This is a genomic window from Salmonella sp. 741265050_HSA (assembly GCF_046569445.1).
Classification (GTDB): domain Bacteria; phylum Pseudomonadota; class Gammaproteobacteria; order Enterobacterales; family Enterobacteriaceae; genus Salmonella; species Salmonella enterica.
The window spans coordinates 917,435-931,655 of record NZ_JBKFSV010000001.1; the positions used below are offsets into that span (position 1 = coordinate 917,435).

Consider the following 14,221-nt stretch of genomic DNA (forward strand, 5'->3'; position numbering starts at 1 on the left):
TTTCCACAGTTCGTACAGGATAGGCCTCCTTATTGCTGCCTTCGCAGTGACAGTAACTGTCCCTGTGTTTTCACATCCTAACCTACCATGTCCCCGATAAGTTAAGTATATGAGCGTAGAGGAGCTTTTCGACCATGGGCACAACCTCTAAATCTGAAGGGAGTTCATCAATAGATACAATAATGAACGTTTCTTTAAAGATCTTTGTAGTCAGTCCCTGTTAGGTTGTCGTGACATAAGAATATCGCTTAATTTTGAATACAGGGAAATGTAATTGATTATAAATGTTGGACATGTAGCTACAGAAAAATTCGACACAACTGGAGTGAGCGCCTGTAACAACCAACAGAGTACTTCAGTTGATTTATCCTCCTGTATTATTAATGCTGCTTCAGAATGTACCGTTTTTGTCAGAACAATAATAAAGAAATCGGACAGTTATGATGCTATGCAAATTGACAGGCTTAAAATTGATACGCAGGAAAAATACGACGCTCTTAATTTACAAAGAGAACATCACAAGAAATTTCTGCAAACTATAAAAGCAAACTCTTTTGACAGAGCTATGGCTGAAAGACCAGAAAACCCAATATCTCTGAGTCTAATATATTCTTCCATTGATTCAATAAAATATAACACAGGGAACTGTGCTGATATGTCGCTAATTTTAGGTGCGATTATTGCAAAATATATACCACAAAGACTAACCGGAATAGGATTTTCGAAAAATAATGTATTTGATGCCAGAATAAGCACATCACTTATGTATAATAGCGCGTCAGGAGGGAATCATGTGGTCGTTTTTTTGACTTTTACTGATTCAAAAGGAATATCGGAATATATACTTGACCCTTGGCTGGATGCGCGCATTTTCAAAAAGGAAGAGTCATATGAAATTTATAAAAACAATAGCAGTAAATATATTAATGAAAATCATTGCTTCGAAGCATACGATAAATACACTGCTATAATGAATAGCGCTGAATATATAGACGCCATAACAAAGACAATAAATATTTTATATAGAGTTAATCTTGATGAAATTCAACTAACCAATCCATTTAAGTTTATATAATTAACTCTTATGGCTGATTAAAGGAGTGTTATTTTCCCATGAATGGCATCAAAGGCATGTTACTCGCCGGAAATTTTCTGTACAACGTCGAAACGCCAACATCATAAATAATCGCTACCTGCTGTCACGGTACTCCGGCCCTAATGAGGCGCCCGGCTGCGCCCATTGTTCCTGTGATTATTATTTAATAACGATTACGAAAACAAAAACTCAACCAACTGAATTAAATAGAATTAAACAAAAGTGACATATAAAAATGTACTTAATTATGTACTTTTGAAATCGTCAGCATACGATCTGCTGATCAACATACGACGTTACATCACAATAGTGAACTGTACGACCTATAAACACGATTACAGTCAGTTCTGACTAAACAGCAGGCAGCCTACCAAGGCACGCTCTTGCAAACAACGTGACTGCGGTAATCCATCACATCAGAAATGTGAAAAATCAGGGTGAAAATTTAATTGAAGCTGTCACTTAACCCGAAGCAGGTCTTCATAGCGGATAGTATATCGTGGCGAGAGGATCTCCCGTTTAATATACCACTATTATTGGATTCCCTGCCCAGTAAAGGTTGCCGGTGCAATGGAGAGAAGACAATCTCATCTGTAGTCTACTGATCAAACATTATGGTAAGAGTAATGAAAAAAGTATATTTTATGTTTGTTATCTTGTTGTCACTTTCAGGTATTCATTCCGCGATGGCAAAACCCTGGCAGGAGATTAAAGAAAGCAAAGAGTTACGTGTGGGGGTGCCTGGTGACTATGCTCCCCTCGCATTTCACAACAAACAAAATAAATTAATCGGTTTTGATATTGATATGGCATATTCACTGGGCAAAGCTCTGCACCTGAATATCCTGTTTGTACCTGGCAGTTGGCCTACACTGTCAACTGACCTGGCAGCAGACAAATTTGATATTGCAATGGGAGGGATTACAGAAACTCCCGGCAGAAGAAAACAGTTCGCACTTTCTTCTCCGGTACTTAAAAATGGGAAAATAGCGCTGACGCAATGTAACAGGATTAATGACTTCAAATCTCTTGAAGATATTGACCGTAAGGGCGTGCGGATTGTTGTTAATCCAGGTGGTACAAATCTGGACTATGTTGACAAGCATATCAGGTATGCAGATGTTATTCGCGAAAAAGATAATGATGCCACTCTGCAGAGGATTCGTGAACGCAGCGCTGATGTCATGTTTACCGACTTGCTCGAAGGTACTTATTACCAGAACAAAGAGCCAGGCGTCTTCTGCGTATCAACCAGGAGTATCCTCCCCGACACTGCCGGTAATAAAGTCTATATGATGGCGAAGGATAATCAGTATCTTCTTGATGCTGTAAATAGCTGGTTATCTGATGAAAACAGAATCATACTTGCCAGAAAGTGGCAGATAAATCCAGAGTAGCCGCCACAAAGTTTTGACAAGCACCATTGCCGACTGACGAACAGAACTGGCGCGGGGTGAAAGATGTGACGACGATAAAGCCAGCCAGGCTAAATGGATGGCTTATATCAGGAAGCTTAAAACGCTGGATTTAACAGGCGTTTCAGATGAGGCCACCTTCACAGTAATCAGATGGTCTGCATTACCACAGTAATACTACTAACTTGCAGTTTTTTAGGCGTTAATTTGGTTCTGGTATCTACACGAGTTCATTCAGATACAAGTAAATTTTCTGTAGAGAATGAAATTACTACACTTATTATTCCATTTCAAAGTAAATACTTGCTTAACAATCAGTAGACAGACAAGAAAAATTTTCGCCTCTGCTTTATCCTGGTAAAGGATTGCGGTAAAAGTTAAGAAGGCAGCATAACTCTCAACTATGTGGATAATATTATGAATAAATTTAACAGTGTATTGTTAGCGCTGGTTTTTGCTATATCAGCCATAACATTTTCTTCATCTGCAATGGCCACTGAAAGCGGTAATAAAGGATTCCCGGGCATTTCCTTTCCGTGGTGTAAAATCTGGCCGGCAGGTATATCAATCCCAGAACTACCAGAGGGTAAAATATGCTGGTAAACGAAACAACCTTTTTATTAACCTGGGTGATTAATTAACGTGTAAACAAGTAATTTGTGATACATGGATAATTAAAGTACCACAGTAACGACTACAGACTGGCTGGTTTATCCGGCCAGGAGAGGCAGATGTATCCACCCTGTTTACCATTACGCTGTAGAGTTCCCATGCTTCCAGCCGTTTAATCTCGTCATCTGTGGCAAATCATTCACAGTATTTACGTTCTTTCCCATACATTCCCCTGCCAAATCACCTGACCGCCAGATACATCTCAATCCGTTTCCACTTCGGCGCGCCAGGCACGGTCATTCCGTCCAGGAATATCAAATTGGCTTCTTTTTTCGTGCGCAGCGCATTGTCGTAAAGGTAGTCGTGGATTATTGCCGCTTTAGCGTATTTGCCGTCTGGCGGCATGACTGACCAGAAGATGCATGGCACGGTGGCGAGATCAGTTACAAATCCGGCTGGTACGCTGATTACGTCGCTGTTGTCGTCGCTGAGGTAAAATTCAAAAGATTCATGTACACGCCAAAGGTAGTGGCCAGGCATTTCAAGAATGGCCGGGGTTGTGAAGCAGCTCATAATACATTCCTTAACGATTTTCCGGCCAGCCAACACGTAACCCAGTACAGCCTGTGCGTTGGTGAGACTGTTCACTTCGTCCTTCATCTGCCGCTGGCGTTCGTGGATTTTAAAACCCACCAGTACCATGTTTTGTTGCATAGCGGCTTCGAGTTTAATCAGTTCGTCTGCGCTCATTGGCACATCGATGTTATCTGCATCCGTCCAGAAGAATCCTGGTGGTAGCGTTCCCTGTTTGCCACCGCCGTTACTGGCGACAGTCGGTCCTGCGACGCTTTACCGCAGTCCCAGTGGTGATCATTCAGTGTGAACGGATAGTTACCGTTTTCCTGCGCATTACGCCACGCATTAATCTCAGCGTATTTCTGACCGAGTGCGGTCGCAAGGTCAGCCACCCACTGACCGTTTTCAAATTTATCTATTGGTGATGTGGGGGCCTGTGTGGTGGTGTTCTCCGGTAACGGGCCGGGTTTTGAAATATAAATCGGGTTGCTGGTTTGCGTGTCGTACACTGTTTCGCCGTGATGGTCTTCGTTTAGACTCCACGTTTCGGTTTCAGGGTCAAATACAGCAATATGACTGGCCGGAATATCAGGAGGGGCAATATCGGTACAGTTTGACGGTAATCCGGTATGTGGCGCTACCGTAGGCAATATCCAGTCCGGCAGTGCCTGTCACCATTACTGAAACATTACTGCCTTCACCGGCACTCCAGACCTGCGCGACGATACGGTAATGCTCCTGGATATTTTGTGTCTGCGGTAACAGTGAACAGTCCAGATACAACGAACTCAGTTCCGGATCATCTCCGGTACCGGTGATAATCCCTGTGGTCTGGTCGTTAACACTGGCTGTGATGGCCTTCTCCCTGAAATACCGCTCCACAGCATTTAGCAACTCATCCGGTTTACGGTTACCGATGAATGATTTTCGTGAGGCAATTGTGGAAGGAAGAATAACAACGAATCCGGTTGAGCCAACCCGAGCACCTGAAATTAAGGTTGCCAGGGAACGCCTGCAACTGGAAACATATAACGCCACGAGGACGGCGGCAGAACATCTGCCTGTGTGGTTTCCTCTTGCGATGGATCTCGCGCTGGTTACTGGTCAACGTAGGGAGGATATCGTAAATATGAAATTTAGTGATGTTTTTGACAACCGCTTATACGTAACTCAGATTAAAACCGGGATGAAAATAGCCATTCCCCTCTCCCTGACACTTCAGGCAACGGGGTTACGTCTGGGAACGGTAATCGATCGCTGCCGACTGGTAAGCCGCACTGATTTCATGATCAGTGCCGGAATCAGGAAAAATAGCCCTACTGGGAATATTCATCCGGATGGATTGACAAAGACATTTGTAAAAGCAAGAAAAGCCTCCGGCGTTAACTTCAGCAATAATCCACCGACATTTCACGAGATCCGAAGTCTGGCCGGGCGGCTGTACAAAAACGAGCACGGCGAGGTGTTCGCCCAAAAACTCTTGGGCCACACATCAGCGAACACCACGAAACTCTATCTCGATGAGCGTGATGATAAAGCTTATATGATGCTCTAATACTCCAATTTTCGTTGTGAAATAAATGTTAAATTTAATTTGATTGTGATATAACCAAAAAGACCGGAATACAGAAATTCGGAAAAATTTCGGAAAATTTCGGATCATTGATCATAACTGACTGTTTTATAACAAAAATAAAAAGAGACCGAATACGATTCCTGTATTCGGTCCAGGGAAATGGCTCTTGGGAGAGAGCCGTGCGCTAAAAGTTGGCATTAATGCAGGCTAAATCGCCTTGCCCTTTAAGAATAGATGACGACGCCAGGTTTTCCAGTTTGTGACGAAGGTGATTGAAAAAACCTGGCGTTTTGTCTGTCATCAGAGATAAAAAAACCGTAAGCCTTTTCGTGAAGGTTTACGGTTTTTTATTAAAAATCAGTCAGCTATTGGATGGATCACAAAGCTTTTGCGCACGTTCGATAAACGGCGCCAGACTCATTTTCTCACCGGGCTTCGCCGGGTTATCGATTTGAATGACGGCAATAGGCTGAGCACGCGTTTTACCCTCCGCTACTTGCTGTTCGGCAATGGCATTCAAGGGATACTGCACCAGCGTACTGGGGTTGATCACATAGAGCGCCTGGCCAGGCCGACAGGTCAACATGACCTCTTCCCGATTAAACGCCCACTTGTCTTTTCCTACTTCAAAACGACTTACGGTAATCACCTGCGGCGCCGCCAACGCTACGCCCGAAGTGGCCAGCAGAAGCGCCGGAAGGAGTATTTTTTTCATTCGTTATGCCAGTCCATCAAAAAGGTTCGAGGGTTGCAAACAGGCTGACGATCGCCAGAACTATGCCTCCAACTCCCCATTCAATTTGCGTCATCCTGACAAACCATAGGTCAGTCCGGGGATTTTCCTGTCGCATACGTGGTACGAGAACATACCGATTCGTCAGCGCAATTGCTACCATAAGCACCACCAGCGCACATTTTAACAAAAGCAACTGTCCATAGGTGGTCTGCCAGATAGCGGTAAATCCCGTGATAAATAGCGTGTTGCCAATGCCTGTGAGCAATACGCCCGCCACAAAAAAGTGACCATAACGAGAAAAACGCATCATGGCGCTAATAGCATGTTGACGCCAGCGTCCCTGAGCCATGCGCATACAATAAACCACTGGCAACAGCCCACCAAACCAGGCTGCGGCACAGAGTAAATGCAGAGCATGGTTAATCTGCTGTAATGTTCCCGCTACACCGTCGCGCATCGTCGCATGTCCAACGCCTGCCAGCAGGATAAACTGAGCAACGGTGAGAATAAGAAGCCGTCGTTGCATTTTTACCGGCGCAATGACTACCACCGCCAGCGTGACCAGCGCGAGGATAATTTGCCATATCCAGACCGCGCCAAAGCGGGTTTGCAGTACCGCGCCCCACACCGAGACGGAAAAAACATCGGGCCAGCCGCCGCCCATCAGTCCGCCCTGAATCGCCAGCATGAAAGCCGCGCTGATAACGCTCCAGGCGGCGGCATGTCGTTGCAGATGTAAAAATCGACGCGTCATTAAACGACGAATTGGTGCGGGTGACAGCCAGGCGCCGTAAAGCGCGCAGCCGTAGACCAGCATCAAACTAGCAAAATGAATAAATCGGAGAGTTATCCAGACGAATGTCAGCATCATTTATTTCACGCTGAAGGTGTATTTCCCTTTTGTTTTATGTCCATCCACCGACACAACATGCCAGTCTACCGTGTAAGCGCCAGATTTTAACGGCTGCTCAAGCGGGATAATCAACTGCGTTTTATCCTGTTCATTTCGCTTTGCCGGGCGCGTTTTGATGAGCTCTTGCTGAGGGCCAGTAATGGTTGCGCCGCTGAATCCTGACTCAATCCCTTCAGAAAAATTCAGAGTCAGCGCCTGTGGCGAGGCCGTAACGGCAGCATTCGCCGCTGGATACTGATGCGTCAGGTGCGCATGTGCCCAGGCCGCTGGCGTCGCAAATGTCGATGCCAGCAGCAATAAAGCTAAACGTCGCGATGGTGCAGAAGAAGCCATATTCACTATTCCTTTTTGTTATACCTACGTTACAAAGAATAACCTTCAACAATCAATGAGTCGAGGATCATCATTTCCATCTTGCCATTACCGCGGACTCTTAGTACCTTCTGGCGGCAACAAAAAAGGAGACGCGTATGAAAACGAATCTGGCTCAGCTTGAACAAGCGGAAATGGATAAAGTCAATGTGGACCTGGCGGCAGCCGGGGTGGCATTTAAAGAGCGCTACAATATGCCTGTTGTCGCGGAGGCGGTCGAACGTGAGCAGCCAGAGCATCTACGCGCCTGGTTTCGCGAGCGGCTGATTGCCCATCGTCTGGCTTCCGTATCACTATCCCGACTCCCTTACGAACCCAAAGTTAAATAAAAATTATATAACGTTACACTTCCTTACATGCAGACGACTACATTATAAGGCGATTCTTAACCTATGCTTTTTAGAATGGCTGTAGAGACTATGAAAAGGAAGTCATTATGTCCTCCTGGAAAATTGCTGCTGCGCAGTATGCACCCCTGAACGCCTCGCCGGCGGAGCATGTCGCCCATCATCTGGAATATATTGAGCTTGCGGCTCGTCAACAGTGCGAACTGCTGGTCTTTCCGTCACTGTCGCTATTAGGCTGCGACGAAAGGAATAAATCGTTGCCCGCCCCGCCTGACGAGGCGCTTTTACAGCCGCTCACTCATGCGGCCGATACCCACCATATGACTATCATTGTGGGTATGCCTGTTGAGCATAACTGCCGCTTCGTAAAAGGCATCGCTATTTTTGCCCCATGGCTAGCGTCGCCGCTCATGTTTCACAAAAGTCATGGCGCCTGTATTGCCAGGCAGCGAAGCGCTATCAACGTGGTGGATGAGCAGCCAGAAGGTGGTGATATAGATCCCTCATTTACGTTATTCACAACCAGTCAATGTCTTAACGAACCTGAACTCCATGCTTCTACCTCACGCTTACAACGTTTTTCGCATAAATATGCGCTGGCCGTACTGATGGCCAATGCCTGTGGCAGTAGCGCGCTGTGGGATGAAAGCGGGCAACTTATTGTTCGTGCCGATTGCGGTTCGCTATTACTGACGGGCCTGCGCACAACGGAGGGTTGGCAAGGCGATATCATTCCATTACGCTAAGGTCTTTCGGTGAGGAATGAATCATGTTGCGGATAATAGACACGGAAACCTGCGGGCTGCAGGGCGGGATCGTAGAGATAGCCTCTGTAGATGTCATTGATGGCAACATTGTCAATCCCATGAGTCACCTGATACGCCCCGATCGCCCTATTACGCCGCAGGCGATGGCGATACACCGTATTACCGAAGCCATGGTCGCCGATAAGCCGTGGATTGAAGATGTCATACCGCTTTATTACGGTAGTGAGTGGTATGTCGCTCACAATGCCAGTTTCGACAGACGCGTATTACCTGAATTGCCGGGTGAGTGGATCTGTACCATGAAGTTGTCGCGACGCCTGTGGCCGGGAATAAAATACAGCAATATGGCGCTCTATAAATCGCGCAAACTAAGCGTACAAACGCCGCCGGGGCTGCATCATCACCGGGCGCTTTATGATTGCTATATCACCGCCGCCTTGCTGATTGATATTATGCGTACCACCGGCTGGACCGCGGAAGAAATGGTCAATATCACGGGCCGTCCTGCGCTGTTAACCACTTTCCCGTTCGGTAAATACCGCGGTAAGGCGGTATCTGAAGTCGCAAAACGCGATCCGGGCTATTTACGCTGGCTTTTTAATAACCTTGATAATATGAGTCCGGAACTTCGCCTGACGCTTAAACACTACCTGGAAGATGTTCAGGCTGGCGAGCAACGCAGCAATGGAACACCACAATAACCCGCGACGCTCACAAGCCATTGCGGGCGCGCGTCTATGCGCTATGTAAGGTTCCCTGCGCCAGGCCGATTAAAAAGGCGAACTCCAGCGCGACGCCTTCGTAGGATTTAAACCGCCCCGACTTACCACCGTGCCCGGAGTCCATATCCGTACATAACAGCAGCAGACATTGGTCCGTTTTTAGCTCGCGTAATTTTGCCACCCACTTCGCCGGTTCCCAGTATTGCACCTGGGAATCGTGCAATCCTGTCGTCACCAGCAGGTGCGGATAGTCCTGCGCTTTGACATTGTCATAAGGACTATAGCTTTTCATATAGTCATAATACTCAATATCCTGCGGGTTCCCCCACTCTTCAAACTCCCCTGTCGTTAATGGGATCGACTCATCCAGCATCGTGGTTAATACATCAACAAAGGGCACCTGGGCAATAACGCCGTGGAAAAGCTCGGGGCGTTCGTTGATAGCGACGCCCATTAGCATTCCGCCCGCGCTCCCGCCCATCCCATAACACAGCGACGGTGAACCGTAACCCAGTTTTAATAAGGCATCGCAGGCATCAAGATAGTCATTAAAAGTATTCCGCTTTTTGAGGAATTTGCCATCTTCATACCACTGCTGCCCCAGCTCACCGCCGCCGCGAACGTGTACGATTGCGTAAACAAAGCCACGATCCAGCAAGCTCAGTCGGCTGCTGCTGAAGTCGGCGTCAATACTGGAACCGTAAGATCCGTAGCCGTAAACCAGAAGCGGATTTTGCCCTTTACGAAAATACTTCTGATGATAAACCAGCGATACCGGCACTTCGACGCCGTCGCGTGCGGTGATCCACAGGTGTTCGCTCTGATAACAGCCAGAATCAAACCCAGGCACTTCCGTCTGTTTAAGTACCCGTCGTTCTCCGGTATCCATATCCAGTTCAAACAAGGTATCTGGCGTCGTCATTGAAGAATAGCCGTAACGCAGCCGGGAGGTCTCAGGTTCGGGATTATAGGCAAGCCACGTCACGTAAGCCGGATCGTCAAAGGCAATGCCTATCACTTCACGGGTTTTACGGTTAATTTGCCGCAGGCTGGTAAGCCCCCGTTGACGCTCTTCGACCACTAACCAGTCGGTAAACAGGGTAAACCCTTCCAGCATAATATGCTCGCGCGGAGGGATCAGCTCTTCCCAGGCGTTTTCATTGCGCACGCGGGTACGGTACAACCCAAAGTTTTTACCGTTCCGGTTAGAACGCAGGTAAAACTTATGTTGATAGTGATCGAGACTATATTCATGGTCTTTGCGACGCGGTAAGAATGAAAACGGCTCGGCATCGGCCAGTTCCGCGTCAAGTAATAGCACTTCGCTAGTGGTGGCGCTGGCAAGATGAATCACCACATAATGCTGCGAAGTGGTTTTATGCAGGCTGACATAAAAGGTATCGTCTTTCTCTTCATATACCAGTTCATCTTGCGATGACGGAGTGCCAATCGTGTGCCGCCAAACCTGATAGGGCAGCAGCGTCTTCTTATGCTTACGCACATAGTAAAGGGTCAGGGAATCATTGGCCCAGACAAATTCAGGCGCAACGTTATCCAGCAGTTCCGGATACCAGTTACCGCTTTCGAGGTTACGAAAACGCAACCCATACTGACGACGGGATAAATAATCTTCTGCCAGCGCCATGATGGTATTATCCGGCGTAATGGCAAGTCCGCCGAGCGTATAAAATTCGCTGTGCGCGGCCCGCTGGTTCGCATCGAGCAAGGTTTCCCACACATCCCACTCTTCGCTTAACGCCGATTGTCGTTGATAGATGGCATATTCGCAGCCGGGTTCATAGATATAACGGTAGCGATAGCCATTTTTCACATACGGAGCGGAAACTTCTCTGGGCGGGATGCGATCGATAATTTCTTTTAGAATGCGGTCCTGTAACGCCTGCTGAGAGGTCATGACCTTCCGGCCATACTCATTTTCCTGATGCAGGTAATCAAGGACTTCCGGCTGCGAGCGAGTGTCATCTCGCAGCCAGTAATAATTATCAATGCGCGTATCGCCATGTACGGTCATGGCATAGGGAATTCGATTGGCTTTTGGCAACATGTCGTTTTTTCTTTTGCGTTAATATTTGTTATATATCACGCGGCAAACACAGCGGCGTAGCATGGTAGTCCCGGTCGCTCACCTCGGTAAGCGCCTGAGATGTCACTGCTTCGCCGCTATCCTGCAACATGAATGACGTAAACTATCCATCCTATAAGGGTGGCAAAAGACACGCATGATGCAAGCGAAACATGTTACTTAATGGCAGGTTATCAGCCTGGTAGCGCCTGTTTTTGCTGCTGCAAGTCCTGCTCGATACCGTCCCGAACCTCCTGAGGAATTTTTAGTGCGTCTCCTAACGCATTCAGATAGCTACGTTCCATAAAGTGGTCAATATCAATGGCGGCGCAGCTCAGGAAGTAGATTTCCAGGGCTTCTTCTTCATTGCGAACACCCTGTGCCAGACGTTGTGGATCAAGCGGCTGCTCAATAGCTTTTTCGATAAACACACGCCCTTGCTCTTCCACACCTGATTCTCGCAGTTGGTGCTCAATCGCCGCGCGTTCTTTGGCATCAATATGCCCATCGCTTTTTGCAGCAAAAACCAGCGCCAGGATCAGTCGCTCAGTGCGAACATCCAGCGGCGTACTTTGGCTGCCGAATTGCGGCTCCCCCTGATGCGCAGCGCGTACTTTATCTTTGTACTTATTCCACAATACGGAACCCGCTACCGCGCCGCCGCCCACCAGTAAAGCGCCAGTACCGTATTTGGTTAATAATTTGCGCGAAGACTTATTGGCGACCAATAGTCCAGCCAGACCGCCCAGCGCGCCGGGAACCAGCAGTTTATTTAACCCCTGTTCACCGGAAGGCGATGCGGAAGCGCCTTTTTGCCCAAGAAGTGATTGTAATTGGTTCAACCAGTTAGCCATAGTACCCCTCAAATACAGACCAATAATGGTCAAGCGTACCTGAGGGGATGTCAGGAATTGTCTGTTCCGGCAAAAGAAGCGCAAATTACGCTGCTAGCGGGGCTTATATTCCGCCTTGCCGGCTTTGCAATCAACGATGACCTGATAATGAATGTCGGCACTTTTACCGCGAACAGTTAGCGGAACTGTCCATTTATCATTTTGACCCACAACGTCCTGCACATTAACCCACGCGACCGGGTCAGCCTGCCCGACCTTTTTTTGGTCGTCTGCCCACCGCACGATACGATTTTGCTGGTAGTCGCGCTTCACGCTTGCCGCAATCCCGGCAGCATCCAGCCCTTCGCACTGCGGAAACTTAACCGATTTACTCTCGGTGGATGCCGCAAATGCCGATACGCTGGCGGATAACAACAGCAGGCTCAACAACGCTCCTCTTTTATTCATACTTTTCTCCTTAGCACAATGATTCAGGAAAAGCATGGTACAAAACGCCGGGAGCGCAAGTACGGGTTCAGGCGGCTTGCTTTTTCGTTTTACTCGCGGCGTCCTTTTCAACCGCCTGCGGAGAAGGCAACTTACCGGTTTTGAGGATAGTGCTTAACACCTCTTTATGTTCCGCCAGCCACAGCGACAACGCCTCGCGCTGCCCATCTTCCAGCACGACTGGCGACTGCTCAAGCCAGGTATCAAGAAGATCGGCAGTATCGAGCATTTTGTCCCAGGCGTCGGCTTCCTTTTTACTGGTAAATGACATCTTCTCCTCACCCTCGCGAATGACTACGTATTTAACTTCAACCGCCATTTTGCAGCCCCTTATTTACCTGTATTTATATACAGTGTATTGCAAGACAGCAAGAAAAGCAATCTATTCGAAAAGACATACGCAAACGTTTTCGTATATACTGCGCGCAGGTAAATAAGGGGACAGAAATATGACGCTATTAGGCACTGCGCTGCGTCCGGCAGCAACGCGGGTGATGTTATTAGGGGCAGGAGAATTAGGAAAAGAGGTGGCGATTGAATGCCAACGCCTGGGGATCGAGGTTATCGCCGTCGATCGCTATCCTGATGCGCCCGCCATGCATGTGGCTCACCGTTCACACGTCATTAATATGCTGGACGGCGAAGCGCTACGTCATGTGATTACAGAGGAAAAACCGCATTATATCGTGCCGGAAATAGAAGCGATCGCCACCGATACGCTGCGCGAGCTGGAGGGCGAAGGGCTGAATGTCGTGCCTTGCGCCCGTGCAACGCAGCTCACGATGAACCGCGAAGGGATCCGTCGCCTGGCCGCAGAAGAATTAGGACTGCCGACATCGACGTATCGCTTTGCCGACAGTGAGGCCAGTTTTCATGATGCGGTAGCCGCAGTGGGTTTTCCTTGCATCGTCAAACCGGTCATGAGCTCTTCCGGCAAAGGCCAGAGCTTTATCCGCTCGGCCGAACAGCTCGCGCAGGCATGGGAGTATGCTCAACAGGGCGGACGCGCTGGCGCGGGTCGCGTGATTGTGGAAGGCGTGGTTAAATTTGATTTTGAAATTACGCTGCTCACCGTTAGCGCCGTCGATGGCGTGCATTTCTGCGCGCCGGTCGGTCATCGTCAGCAAGATGGTGACTATCGCGAATCCTGGCAGCCACAGCAGATGAGCGAACTGGCGCTGAAGCGGGCGCAAGAGATTGCCCGTCATGTGGTACTGGCGTTAGGCGGTCATGGCCTGTTCGGCGTTGAACTCTTCGTCTGTGGCGATGAAGTCATTTTCAGCGAAGTCTCCCCTCGCCCGCACGATACCGGAATGGTCACGTTGATTTCTCAGGATCTCTCTGAGTTTGCGCTGCATGTGCGCGCCTTTCTGGGAATGCCCGTAGGCGCTATTCGCCAGTATGGTCCCGCTGCCTCGGCCGTGATTCTGCCGCAGCTTACCAGTCAAAATGTGACGTTTGATAATGTACACGCGGCGGTAGGAGCCGGAGTGCAGGTACGGCTGTTTGGTAAGCCTGAGATCGACGGCACTCGTCGTCTTGGTGTAGCGTTAGCGACAGGTGAAAACGTTGAAGAAGCGGTGATAAGAGCGAAAAAGGCCGCCAGCCGCGTGACGGTAAAAGGCTAATGCGCCATCGCCTGATGGCGACGTTAGCGCATTTTTAT

16 protein-coding genes and 7 pseudogenes are annotated in these 14,221 nt (G+C 48.3%); 9 read left to right on the top strand and 14 right to left on the bottom strand.

Annotated features, from left to right (window positions below):
• Positions 1–274 precede the first annotated feature (274 nt).
• Positions 275–1,075, top strand: a complete 801-nt coding sequence (locus ACLD4F_RS04605) for a hypothetical protein (RefSeq protein WP_079944157.1) — start codon at positions 275–277, stop codon at positions 1,073–1,075.
• A gap of 28 nt (positions 1,076–1,103) precedes the next feature.
• Here the strand turns inward: ACLD4F_RS04605 and ACLD4F_RS04610 are convergent.
• Positions 1,104–1,246 (bottom strand): annotated as a pseudogene (locus tag ACLD4F_RS04610) (helix-turn-helix domain-containing protein); the annotation flags it as partial.
• 476 nt (positions 1,247–1,722) lie between these two features.
• On the opposite strand from ACLD4F_RS04610, the gene ACLD4F_RS04615 reads away from it, so the two are divergent.
• The 3 genes and pseudogenes from ACLD4F_RS04615 (at position 1,723) to ACLD4F_RS04625 (ending at position 3,114) form a co-directional block, all read left to right on the top strand.
• Complete coding sequence (locus ACLD4F_RS04615) at positions 1,723–2,493, top strand: transporter substrate-binding domain-containing protein (protein ID WP_079944158.1); 771 nt, start codon at positions 1,723–1,725, stop codon at positions 2,491–2,493.
• Positions 2,494–2,509: 16 nt separating this feature from the next.
• Positions 2,510–2,686 (top strand): annotated as a pseudogene (locus ACLD4F_RS04620) (tail fiber assembly protein); the annotation flags it as partial.
• Positions 2,687–2,928: 242 nt separating this feature from the next.
• Positions 2,929–3,114: a PagK family vesicle-borne virulence factor gene (locus ACLD4F_RS04625; RefSeq protein ID WP_071585801.1), complete on the top strand. Its 186-nt coding sequence runs from the start codon at positions 2,929–2,931 to the stop codon at positions 3,112–3,114.
• A 91-nt stretch (positions 3,115–3,205) separates the two neighbouring features.
• Here ACLD4F_RS04625 and ACLD4F_RS04630 read toward each other — a convergent pair.
• The 6 genes and pseudogenes from ACLD4F_RS04630 to ACLD4F_RS04655 all read right to left on the bottom strand — a co-directional run.
• Positions 3,206–3,315, bottom strand: a pseudogene (locus ACLD4F_RS04630) (tail fiber assembly protein); the annotation flags it as partial.
• Between the two features lie 48 nt (positions 3,316–3,363).
• A complete protein-coding gene (locus ACLD4F_RS04635; protein WP_031617877.1) occupies positions 3,364–3,696 on the bottom strand; it encodes a DUF1353 domain-containing protein in 333 nt (110 codons plus the stop codon).
• A gap of 105 nt (positions 3,697–3,801) precedes the next feature.
• A pseudogene (locus ACLD4F_RS04640) lies at positions 3,802–3,873 on the bottom strand (hypothetical protein); the annotation flags it as partial.
• Positions 3,870–4,091 (bottom strand): DUF4376 domain-containing protein, encoded by a 222-nt coding sequence (locus ACLD4F_RS04645; protein ID WP_371070370.1) that lies wholly within the window; start codon positions 4,089–4,091, stop codon positions 3,870–3,872. The gene ACLD4F_RS04645 and the pseudogene ACLD4F_RS04640, both read right to left, overlap by 4 nt.
• 44 nt (positions 4,092–4,135) lie before the next feature.
• Positions 4,136–4,340: pseudogene (locus tag ACLD4F_RS04650) on the bottom strand (phage tail protein); the annotation flags it as partial.
• Positions 4,336–4,623 (bottom strand): annotated as a pseudogene (locus tag ACLD4F_RS04655) (hypothetical protein); the annotation flags it as partial. The pseudogenes ACLD4F_RS04655 and ACLD4F_RS04650, both read right to left, overlap by 5 nt.
• On the opposite strand from ACLD4F_RS04655, the pseudogene ACLD4F_RS04660 reads away from it, so the two are divergent.
• A pseudogene (locus ACLD4F_RS04660) lies at positions 4,622–5,254 on the top strand (tyrosine-type recombinase/integrase); the annotation flags it as partial. The pseudogenes ACLD4F_RS04655 and ACLD4F_RS04660 overlap by 2 nt on opposite strands.
• Before the next feature lie 382 nt (positions 5,255–5,636).
• Here the strand turns inward: ACLD4F_RS04660 and ACLD4F_RS04665 are convergent.
• The 3 genes from ACLD4F_RS04665 to yobA are packed head-to-tail and all read right to left on the bottom strand — an operon-like array spanning position 5,637 to position 7,257.
• Positions 5,637–5,990: a YebY family protein gene (locus tag ACLD4F_RS04665; protein WP_000722368.1), complete on the bottom strand. Its 354-nt coding sequence runs from the start codon at positions 5,988–5,990 to the stop codon at positions 5,637–5,639.
• 16 nt (positions 5,991–6,006) lie between these two features.
• Positions 6,007–6,882: a copper homeostasis membrane protein CopD gene (copD, locus tag ACLD4F_RS04670; protein WP_000979699.1), complete on the bottom strand. Its 876-nt coding sequence runs from the start codon at positions 6,880–6,882 to the stop codon at positions 6,007–6,009.
• Positions 6,883–7,257 (bottom strand): CopC domain-containing protein YobA, encoded by a 375-nt coding sequence (gene yobA, locus ACLD4F_RS04675; RefSeq protein ID WP_000168394.1) that lies wholly within the window; start codon positions 7,255–7,257, stop codon positions 6,883–6,885.
• Between the two features lie 137 nt (positions 7,258–7,394).
• Between yobA and ACLD4F_RS04680 the strand changes: the two genes are divergently transcribed.
• The 3 genes from ACLD4F_RS04680 (at position 7,395) to exoX (ending at position 9,111) form a co-directional block, all read left to right on the top strand.
• Positions 7,395–7,625, top strand: coding sequence for a DNA polymerase III subunit theta (locus tag ACLD4F_RS04680; RefSeq protein ID WP_000856224.1), 231 nt, complete (start codon positions 7,395–7,397; stop codon positions 7,623–7,625).
• A gap of 107 nt (positions 7,626–7,732) precedes the next feature.
• Complete coding sequence (locus ACLD4F_RS04685) at positions 7,733–8,389, top strand: nitrilase-related carbon-nitrogen hydrolase (protein WP_000100256.1); 657 nt, start codon at positions 7,733–7,735, stop codon at positions 8,387–8,389.
• A gap of 23 nt (positions 8,390–8,412) precedes the next feature.
• Positions 8,413–9,111, top strand: coding sequence for an exodeoxyribonuclease X (gene exoX / locus ACLD4F_RS04690; RefSeq protein ID WP_000944282.1), 699 nt, complete (start codon positions 8,413–8,415; stop codon positions 9,109–9,111).
• Between the two features lie 34 nt (positions 9,112–9,145).
• On the opposite strand, the gene ptrB is transcribed toward exoX, so the two are convergent.
• The 4 genes from ptrB to yebG all read right to left on the bottom strand — a co-directional run bounded on the left by ptrB (position 9,146) and on the right by yebG (position 12,874).
• Positions 9,146–11,197 carry an oligopeptidase B gene (ptrB, locus tag ACLD4F_RS04695; protein WP_000936998.1) on the bottom strand — a complete coding sequence of 684 codons (2,052 nt, stop codon included), beginning with the start codon at positions 11,195–11,197 and terminating at the stop codon, positions 9,146–9,148.
• Positions 11,198–11,409: 212 nt separating this feature from the next.
• Positions 11,410–12,069: a tellurite resistance TerB family protein gene (locus ACLD4F_RS04700; protein WP_000024707.1), complete on the bottom strand. Its 660-nt coding sequence runs from the start codon at positions 12,067–12,069 to the stop codon at positions 11,410–11,412.
• A 93-nt stretch (positions 12,070–12,162) separates the two neighbouring features.
• Positions 12,163–12,516, bottom strand: a complete 354-nt coding sequence (gene yebF, locus ACLD4F_RS04705) for a protein YebF (protein ID WP_001042123.1) — start codon at positions 12,514–12,516, stop codon at positions 12,163–12,165.
• Between the two features lie 67 nt (positions 12,517–12,583).
• Entirely contained in the window at positions 12,584–12,874 is a 291-nt protein-coding gene (gene yebG / locus ACLD4F_RS04710) for a DNA damage-inducible protein YebG (protein WP_000257723.1), read from the bottom strand.
• A gap of 130 nt (positions 12,875–13,004) precedes the next feature.
• Between yebG and purT the strand changes: the two genes are divergently transcribed.
• On the top strand, positions 13,005–14,183 hold the full coding sequence (purT, locus tag ACLD4F_RS04715) for a formate-dependent phosphoribosylglycinamide formyltransferase (protein WP_000173430.1): 1,179 nt from the start codon (positions 13,005–13,007) through the stop codon (positions 14,181–14,183).
• Positions 14,184–14,221 lie beyond the last annotated feature (38 nt).

What these genes read in the sequence shown, in the direction of transcription:
- yebF (WP_001042123.1), bottom strand. Translation starts at nt 12,516, where the DNA reads ATGAATAAAAGAGGAGCGTTGTTGAGCCTGCTGTTGTTATCCGCCAGC.
- ACLD4F_RS04615 (WP_079944158.1), top strand. Translation starts at nt 1,723, where the DNA reads ATGAAAAAAGTATATTTTATGTTTGTTATCTTGTTGTCACTTTCAGGT.
- ACLD4F_RS04700 (WP_000024707.1), bottom strand. Translation starts at nt 12,069, where the DNA reads ATGGCTAACTGGTTGAACCAATTACAATCACTTCTTGGGCAAAAAGGC.
- yebG (WP_000257723.1), bottom strand. Translation starts at nt 12,874, where the DNA reads ATGGCGGTTGAAGTTAAATACGTAGTCATTCGCGAGGGTGAGGAGAAG.
- purT (WP_000173430.1), top strand. Translation starts at nt 13,005, where the DNA reads ATGACGCTATTAGGCACTGCGCTGCGTCCGGCAGCAACGCGGGTGATG.
- ACLD4F_RS04625 (WP_071585801.1), top strand. Translation starts at nt 2,929, where the DNA reads ATGAATAAATTTAACAGTGTATTGTTAGCGCTGGTTTTTGCTATATCA.
- ACLD4F_RS04680 (WP_000856224.1), top strand. Translation starts at nt 7,395, where the DNA reads ATGAAAACGAATCTGGCTCAGCTTGAACAAGCGGAAATGGATAAAGTC.
- ACLD4F_RS04685 (WP_000100256.1), top strand. Translation starts at nt 7,733, where the DNA reads ATGTCCTCCTGGAAAATTGCTGCTGCGCAGTATGCACCCCTGAACGCC.
- ACLD4F_RS04635 (WP_031617877.1), bottom strand. Translation starts at nt 3,696, where the DNA reads ATGAGCTGCTTCACAACCCCGGCCATTCTTGAAATGCCTGGCCACTAC.
- ACLD4F_RS04665 (WP_000722368.1), bottom strand. Translation starts at nt 5,990, where the DNA reads ATGAAAAAAATACTCCTTCCGGCGCTTCTGCTGGCCACTTCGGGCGTA.
- exoX (WP_000944282.1), top strand. Translation starts at nt 8,413, where the DNA reads ATGTTGCGGATAATAGACACGGAAACCTGCGGGCTGCAGGGCGGGATC.
- yobA (WP_000168394.1), bottom strand. Translation starts at nt 7,257, where the DNA reads ATGGCTTCTTCTGCACCATCGCGACGTTTAGCTTTATTGCTGCTGGCA.
- copD (WP_000979699.1), bottom strand. Translation starts at nt 6,882, where the DNA reads ATGATGCTGACATTCGTCTGGATAACTCTCCGATTTATTCATTTTGCT.
- ptrB (WP_000936998.1), bottom strand. Translation starts at nt 11,197, where the DNA reads ATGTTGCCAAAAGCCAATCGAATTCCCTATGCCATGACCGTACATGGC.